General features: G+C 37.4%; 1 protein-coding gene. It reads right to left on the bottom strand.

The genetic code is table 11. The features are described from left to right. On the bottom strand, positions 1–374 hold a 374-nt coding region (locus EII29_RS12430; protein ID WP_158612559.1), incomplete at both ends, for a hypothetical protein.

The following is a 374-nucleotide window of genomic DNA, read 5'->3' on the forward strand; positions in this document are numbered from 1 at the left end:
ACTTGTTATCGGCATTGAATAATTATTTTCCTTTAGCCACTTACTCGGATTTTCATTATACTTTGCTTTCTCCTCTTCACTTACTAATTTCGGTAATGCCAACACTCCTCCGGCTTCTTCTCTTAATATGGATTTCACTATCGGCATATTGGCTATTGCTTTACTGTCTTTCCAGTTCTTTTTCATCCTTTCTATATCTTCCACCTTTACTCCCAATACCGGTCTTCTTTCTCCTACCAAGCCTTTCCATTTACCATTACTCCCTACAAAATCAGGTTCATTTATTGCCGCTCCTATTACATTTACTCCCAATCCATTTTCAAAACGTTCAAAGCCTATTTTTACTACCGGAGTCCCGTACATTCTTACTTTAA

This window comes from Leptotrichia sp. OH3620_COT-345 (genome assembly GCF_003932895.1).
Lineage (GTDB): Bacteria > Fusobacteriota > Fusobacteriia > Fusobacteriales > Leptotrichiaceae > Pseudoleptotrichia.